At 36.8% G+C, this 7,334-nt stretch carries 8 protein-coding genes; all 8 read left to right on the forward strand.

Annotation, left to right across the window (positions count from 1 at the left end; translation table 11 throughout):
- Positions 1-585 (forward strand): hypothetical protein (locus HYU69_04180; protein MBI2269539.1); only part of this gene is annotated, 585 nt, incomplete at its 5' end.
- A 295-nt stretch (positions 586-880) separates the two neighbouring features.
- Positions 881-1,315 (forward strand): T9SS type A sorting domain-containing protein, encoded by a 435-nt coding sequence (locus HYU69_04185; GenBank protein MBI2269540.1) that lies wholly within the window; start codon positions 881-883, stop codon positions 1,313-1,315.
- A gap of 26 nt (positions 1,316-1,341) precedes the next feature.
- Entirely contained in the window at positions 1,342-3,714 is a 2,373-nt protein-coding gene (locus HYU69_04190; GenBank protein MBI2269541.1) for a DUF2341 domain-containing protein, read from the forward strand.
- 108 nt (positions 3,715-3,822) lie between these two features.
- Positions 3,823-4,191, forward strand: a complete 369-nt coding sequence (locus tag HYU69_04195; GenBank protein MBI2269542.1) for a hypothetical protein — start codon at positions 3,823-3,825, stop codon at positions 4,189-4,191.
- On the forward strand, positions 4,170-4,757 hold the full coding sequence (locus tag HYU69_04200; protein ID MBI2269543.1) for a T9SS type A sorting domain-containing protein: 588 nt from the start codon (positions 4,170-4,172) through the stop codon (positions 4,755-4,757). The genes HYU69_04195 and HYU69_04200 overlap by 22 nt, the downstream gene beginning before the upstream one ends.
- 37 nt (positions 4,758-4,794) lie before the next feature.
- Positions 4,795-5,049 carry a hypothetical protein gene (locus HYU69_04205; protein ID MBI2269544.1) on the forward strand — a complete coding sequence of 85 codons (255 nt, stop codon included), beginning with the start codon at positions 4,795-4,797 and terminating at the stop codon, positions 5,047-5,049.
- A gap of 237 nt (positions 5,050-5,286) precedes the next feature.
- Complete coding sequence (locus HYU69_04210) at positions 5,287-5,793, forward strand: hypothetical protein (GenBank protein ID MBI2269545.1); 507 nt, start codon at positions 5,287-5,289, stop codon at positions 5,791-5,793.
- A gap of 19 nt (positions 5,794-5,812) precedes the next feature.
- Positions 5,813-7,334 (forward strand): hypothetical protein (locus tag HYU69_04215; GenBank protein ID MBI2269546.1); only part of this gene is annotated, 1,522 nt, incomplete at its 3' end.

The following is a 7,334-nucleotide window of genomic DNA, read 5'->3' on the forward strand; positions in this document are numbered from 1 at the left end:
ACAGGCACAGACGTACAAACGGCTTGTAATTCTTACACGTGGATAGATGGAATCAACTATACCACAAGCACCAATACACCAACTTTTACTATTGTGGGAGGTAGTGCACAAGGTTGCGACAGCGTTGTAACACTCAATTTAACCATTAACAATTCAACCACAGGTAACGACATACAAACAGCTTGCAATTCTTACACGTGGATAGACGGTAACAATTACACCGCAAGTACCAACACGCCAACTTACACCATAGCAGGAGGAAGTTCACAAGGTTGTGATAGTATCGTTACCTTAAACTTAACCATCAACACTTTTGCTTCCGGAACAGATGTACAAACGGCTTGCAACAGTTACACGTGGATAGACGGTAACAATTACACCGCAAGTACCAACACACCAACTTACACGATAGTTGGCGGAAGTTCAGAAGGCTGCGACAGTATAGTACACGCCAACTTACACCATAGCAGGAGGAAGTTCACAAGGTTGCGACAGTATAGTAACCCTGAACTTAACCATCAACACCTTTGCATCAGGTACAGACGTACAAACCGCGTGCAACAGTTACACCTGGATAGACGGTAACAATTACACCGCAAGTACCAACACACCAACTTACACGATAGTTGGCGGAAGTTCAGAAGGCTGCGACAGTATAGTAACACTAAATTTAACTATCAACACTTTTGCATCCGGCACAGACGTACAAACCGCCTGCAACAGTTACACGTGGATAGACGGTAACAATTACACCGCAAGTACCAACACTCCAACTTATACGATAGTTGGGGGAAGTGCACAAGGTTGTGACAGTGTTGTAACGCTGAATTTAACCATCAACACAGTTGATAATTCTACTTCAACTAATGCAAATACCATTATGGCTAATGCAATGGGAGCCACTTACCAATGGTTAGATTGTGATAACAACAATGCTGTTATTGCAGGAGAAACCAATCAAAATTATACCGCTACAGCAAATGGTAATTACGCAGTAGAAGTAACTCAAAATGGTTGTACCGATACATCATCTTGTGTAAACATTACCGGTGTTGGATTAGAAGAATACAACAAAACGATTGCTGCTATCTATCCCAACCCAACTTCAGGTGAATTTACAATAAACTTAAAAAATGTTTCAACGAGTGGTGTCGGTTTTACATTAACTACTTTAGAAGGAAAAGTAATTCAACAAGAACAGAAAGTAAGCAGTACAACTATTGTAATGGACTTGAGTGAACAACCCAAAGGAATTTATTTATTAAAAATTGAAGATGCTCAGTCGGTTAATGTGTATAAAATAATTAGACAATAAATTTATAAACCATTAAATTAAAAGTCATGAAAAAGTTAAATATAATTTTTAAAATATCGTGTAGTTTGCTATTTACGATGCTTTTATCAAATAATTCCTTAGCACAATTGGTTGGTTGGGGAAATAAAGAAATGATAAGTATTCAGGAAAATTCAAACACGTTGAAATTGAATTATCAGGTGTTAATTATGCTAAATACTCAAGCACTGATTGCTGCTAATCAAATGCAGACTAATGGTGAAGATATTCGATTTGCAAAAGATTGTGACGGCACATCGCTTTACAATTATTTTATCGAATCAGGGATAAATACGCCTAGTACCAAAATTTGGGTGATGATAGATTCTCTTCCTGCAAATGGAAGCAGAATTATACACCTGTTTTATGGAAATGCAACAGCCGTTGCTGCATCTAGTTTTGATAATACGTTTCCACCGGCATCACGACTTGTTGTTCCGGCAGGATCTGTAACTTTAACTGGTACAAACAATTACAGTTGGTTTGAAATTCAGTCGGGAGCAAGTGTAACCGTAGGACCAAATTCTCCTTTCGTTATTAATGCAAGAATGATTCGTATTGCAGGCACACTTAATGGTAATGGAGCCGGGTATTTGGGAGGAGCTACCGGATTCAATGGCAGCGGACCTGGTGCGGGACAAGTTTCTTCTGGTAATACAGGAACGTTTGGTGCCGGTGGTGCAAGTTATGGAGGTTTAGGAGGTAATGGTGGAGGAGCAGGTGCTACTGCTACCCCCAGTAACGTAGGTCAACCAGGAGCAATTTATGGTACTCTCAACACCGATTCAATCGAAATGGGTTCGGGAGGCGGTGGTAGTGCTTCTGGCGGTGCTGGTGGTGCTGGTGGTGCCGGTATTGCATTAAACGGTGATGTTGTAAATATATTAGCAACTGGTATCATTAATGCGAATGGCTCAAATGGTACTCAAGCAATATTGAATGGTGCAGGTGGTGGTGGCTCTGGTGGTGGTATAAAAATTAACGGAAACGATGTTACTATTAATGGAATTCTGAGAGCAAATGGAGGAAACGGACAACCCGGTGGATATGGTAGTGGTGGTGGAGGTGGTGGCAGAATTAAAGTTTTCAGCGATGCATCTCTTGTAAATACAGGAACTATGTTTGTTGTTGGTGGTGCTGCAGGAGCTCCTAATGCTGAAACTGTTCCACAAACAGCAGGAGATACAGGAACTACTTTTACAGGAACATATATTTCAGGAACACCTACTTTTGCTTTCATTCCAACCCCAGATGTTATTTTAACGGCATCTTCCAATGTTGTGTGTCAGGGAACTCCTATCACATTTAACGCAACAACTGGTTTCAGTAATTATACTTTTTTTATTAATGGAACTTCTATACAGGATAGCACCGTAAATTCGTATAACAGCACATCATTAAATAATAACGATACGGTAAAAGTTCTTGCAACCTATGCGAGTACTTGTATTGATACTAGTAATTTGATTGTAGTAACTGTAAATTCTAACGATACCATTAATTTAACTTCTTCAGCAGGTACAAATGCACAAACGGTATGCATTAATACAGCTATTACGGACATTACCTATGCAATAACAGGTGGAGGAACAAGTGCAAATGCAACAGGTTTGCCAACAGGAGTAACAGGTGTTTTTGTGGGAGGTGTTTTTACAATAAGTGGTACGCCCACTGCATCAGGAACACATAATTATACAGTAACTACTGTAGGGGCATGTGTAAATGCAGTTGAAACCGGAAGCATCACCGTAAATCCATCTACTTCGTTTACTCAAACATTTAACGAATGTCAAGGGTTTAGTGTAACAGTTGGCACAAATACATATAGCACCACAGGAATATTTACCGATGTGTTGACAGGAAGTAACGGTTGTGATTCTACCATTACAACCGATTTAACCATTAACACCGTTGATAATTCAACTTCAACTAATGTAAACACCATTACGGCTAATGTAACGGGTGCTACTTACCAATGGTTAGATTGTGATAATGGAAATGCTGTTATTACAGGAGAAACCAATCAAAGTTATACTGCTACTGCCAATGGTAATTATGCTGTTGAAGTAACTCAAAATGGTTGTACCGATACTTCATCTTGTGGAAACATAACAGGAGTTGGTTTAGAGGAGTACAACAGGGCAGAAGTTTCTATTTACCCAAACCCAACATCAGGTTTAATTACAGTGAGTTTAAAAAATGCTCCAACACAAGAAGCCAATTTTACACTAACTACTTTAGAAGGAAAAGTAATTCAACAAGAACAGAAAGTGAGCAATACTGCTATTGTAATGGATTTGAGCGATTACCCCAAAGGAATTTATTTATTAAAAATTGAAGATGCTCAATCGGTTAATGTGTATAAGATAATTAGACAATAAATCTATAAGTCTTAAAATTTAAAGTTATGAAAAAACTAATCATTTTATTAGCCATCGTGCTAATGAGAGGCAAATTAATAATCCAATAACTTTAAAAAAATAACCATCATGAAACCCAAAAATATTAAACCAATTACTTTTATGTTCGTTTTGTTAATGAATATATGCCATCCGGTAAGTGGACAAACTTATTATCCATTCCCAACTGATAGTACAACTTGGAGTCAGGTTACTTTTGATCAGGGTAACTGTTGGATTGTAAAACATTATGGGTTAATAGGTGATACAATGATTTTTGGAAAACAGTATTCAAAATTATATGGAGTCAATCATTGTTATTATGATTTCGTTTATGGAGGAGTTTGTAGTGAAGTAAAACCCTACAAAGATATTCCTGAATTTAATATTGATTCAGCAGAATATGTGGGTGGAGTTCTGATAGCACGGAGGAATATTTGCTTTATGATTTTGGATTAAATGTAGGCGACACATTTTGTTTTGACTATTTAGGTATTGGCTGTTTTCAAGTTGCTTATTTTGACAGCATATGGGTCAATGGACAATATAGAAGAATTTTTCATTTTAACGATTACTGGAACATTTCTTGGATAGAAGGTGTTGGAAACTCTATTGGTTGGTTTGAACTTCAGGTTTTTGGAACTGGAAATAGGGATTTGCTTTGTTTCAAACAAAACAATGATACGCTAATCAATGCTTATGGCTATTGTAGTTGCTCTCCTGCAACAACAATTAATGAAATAAGTAATCAAACAAAAAACATTACTATTTACCCCAATCCTTTTAGTTCTTCTGCTACCGTTAAAATTTCAGATGATGAACAAAAAATAAATAATTACGAGTTAATAGTTTATGATGTCTTCGGTAAGGTTATTTTAAAATCTGTAATTATTAATCAACAGACCGAAATCAACAGAGGTAATTTACCTGGAGGGGTATATTTTTATGAAATAACCAACCAACAAAAACCTGTGGTGAGTTTACCGAACCATCATCCAGTAAGAGGCAAATTAATAATCCAATAACTTTAAAAAATTAACCATTTATTCAGTTTAAACCGTTATGATATCAGTAGTTAAAAATGAAGATGAAATAGTAGTTCGTTGTTCAAATGGCGAATACATTACTATCGACAAGATAAAGGGAATTGTAAAAACCATCAAAAAAATTGATAACAGCAACGATTCTCCTTATAGGGTAATTATCAAATCTGTTGATAAAATACAATTTTCGTGGGGTGGAGAACGTTTTTTTGAACGAATCTATAAATCAATTATTCTTACTACTTCAATAGTTACTTTAGGAGACGAAGAATGATTTTATTTTACCACTTCAAATCCATTTTATTGGTGATTTTTACAATCTCCTTTCCTCACCGTTGTCGATTTCTATTTTCAAGTAATATATTTTTAATAAGTATTGTTTAAATTACTTGTATTTGTGGGTGTTAGTTATTTTTTAAGCACGTAAGAAGTGAATTAGATTTATTGACATTATTTTAAATTATTCAAGATTCGCACTTAATTTTAATTTAAAAAAATAAAACTCATTCTCATGCAAACGAATCGCACTATTTTTTCTACAAACAAACGGTTTAATTTATTACTACTCATAGGAATCATTTTTATTTCCAATGTGTATGCTCAAAATACAACCAGTATGCAATCATCGTCTGAAACCAAAGTTAAAAGTACAGTTTGGCAATTGTTGGCAAATAACGAATTTGTTGATATCAATTATAAATATGGAGAATGTAACTTGCCTAGTCAAGGTACTCATGATGAGTTTGTTTATCTTCAAATAAAAAACAAAACAAATAAAGAGTTAAAAATTGAATGGAATACCGAGTATTGGTACAATGGTAAATGTTATGGTTGTGAAGACGGAAACATGGAAAATCATAAAAACATTCATTTAATACCCAATACCACCATTGAGGGAATATGTGCCGAAGATGTTAATCCGGCATTAGTAATTCTTTCCAAAATGTTAAACATTAAAATCAGTACTGAACTTACCAATTTCAACCTTAGGGATATTAAAACAACAATAGTTAAATAAGAATTAAAATAAAAATAAAATGAATATATCTGCTCCGAAACATACGATAAGACTTTTTTTTGCTATTTCGTTGTTTTTTATTTCGTATTCCAGCTATGCACAGCAAACCATACTGACTAACCCTTCGTTCGAAGCAACAGCTCCATGTGAAAATTGTGTTGCTTCAACCTGGACGAATTGTGCTAACACACCGGATGTGCTTAACGGAGATAATTCAATTTGGTGTGTAGATATTCCTCCGCAAGAAGGAAGCACTTATGCAGGAATAACCAATGGCGAATACATCGGTCAATATTTGTCTTGCCCTTTGGTGGCTGGCAGAACCTATACTATGACTGTTTGGCTTGCCTATGATAATGTTTATGCTTCGACAATGGTTTTAGGTGCATGTGCTGATTATAGAAATAACCCTGGTAACTTAGAAATTATTGGTGGATTTAATTCTTGTCAGGTGAATGAGGTGCTATGGACATCAGGAATTCTTACCGGTCCTTCGGATACATGGGTGCAATATACAGCAACCTTCACGCCAAGTGCAACCTACGACTATGTCATGTTTCGTAATGATCGAATTGGTCCAACTGGTGGAAATAACGCCACAGGAGGATCCAATGTATGTATGGATAATTTTGATCTTATTGGTGATGAAGCGACAATTACATCGACTGATGCTACTTGTTCAGGATTTGGAAATGATGGCGAAGCCACTGTTTTTCCTCCCAACAATGGAACAAACTGGGGCATTGTTTGGTCGGATGGACAAACAACGCCAACAGCAACAAATTTAGCTGCAGGGACATATACAGTTACTTTGACAGATTTAGATGGGTTTTGCCAAGTGCCAATTACATTAACGGCAATCATTGATGGTCCGCCATTAATCTCTGCTTCTGGAACTCCTGATATAATTTGTCCAGGAGATAATGTACAGTTAAATGTTTCTGTTGCTCCACCACCACCCCCTGCACCATGTATATATACTCTAAATCTGTTTGATAGCTTTGGTGATGGTTGGGGAAACAGCAATGGGGACGGCTATGTGCAGGTCTATGTGAATGGAGCCTTAATCGGCACCTATTATGTTCTTACAAATCAAACGAATTACTCAACTACCTTTTCAGTTTACCAAGGAGATAATATTCAATTGGTTTATTCGGCATCAGGAAGTTTTAATAATGAGAATAGCTATCAGCTTTTAAATGCCAGCAGTGCTATAGTGTATTCTTCTGGAACCAACCCTGCAGGTGGCTCAGGATGGACAGGGGTGGCAAATTGTGGCAATCCGCCACCACCTACCTACACGTATAGTTGGTCGCCATCAACTACATTAAATAATTCATCTATCGCTAATCCAGTAGCAACACCTACCACAACAACCACATACACTGTAAGTGTAGTAAGTTCAAATAATTTGAGTTGCCCTGCAATGGATTCTGTTACAATTACAATTAACCCAACGGCATCCGGAACAGATGTCATTACATCCTGTACGCCCATTACCTGGATAGACGGTAACAATTACACCGCAAGTACCAACACTC

Source organism: Bacteroidota bacterium, assembly GCA_016183775.1.
Classification (GTDB): domain Bacteria; phylum Bacteroidota; class Bacteroidia; order JABDFU01; family JABDFU01; genus JABDFU01.

Excerpts from the sequence above, each read along its gene's own strand:
- HYU69_04205 (MBI2269544.1), top strand. The coding sequence starts at position 4,795 with ATGATATCAGTAGTTAAAAATGAAGATGAAATAGTAGTTCGTTGTTCA.
- HYU69_04190 (MBI2269541.1), top strand. The coding sequence starts at position 1,342 with ATGAAAAAGTTAAATATAATTTTTAAAATATCGTGTAGTTTGCTATTT.
- HYU69_04195 (MBI2269542.1), top strand. The coding sequence starts at position 3,823 with ATGAAACCCAAAAATATTAAACCAATTACTTTTATGTTCGTTTTGTTA.
- HYU69_04185 (MBI2269540.1), top strand. The coding sequence starts at position 881 with ATGGCTAATGCAATGGGAGCCACTTACCAATGGTTAGATTGTGATAAC.
- HYU69_04210 (MBI2269545.1), top strand. The coding sequence starts at position 5,287 with ATGCAAACGAATCGCACTATTTTTTCTACAAACAAACGGTTTAATTTA.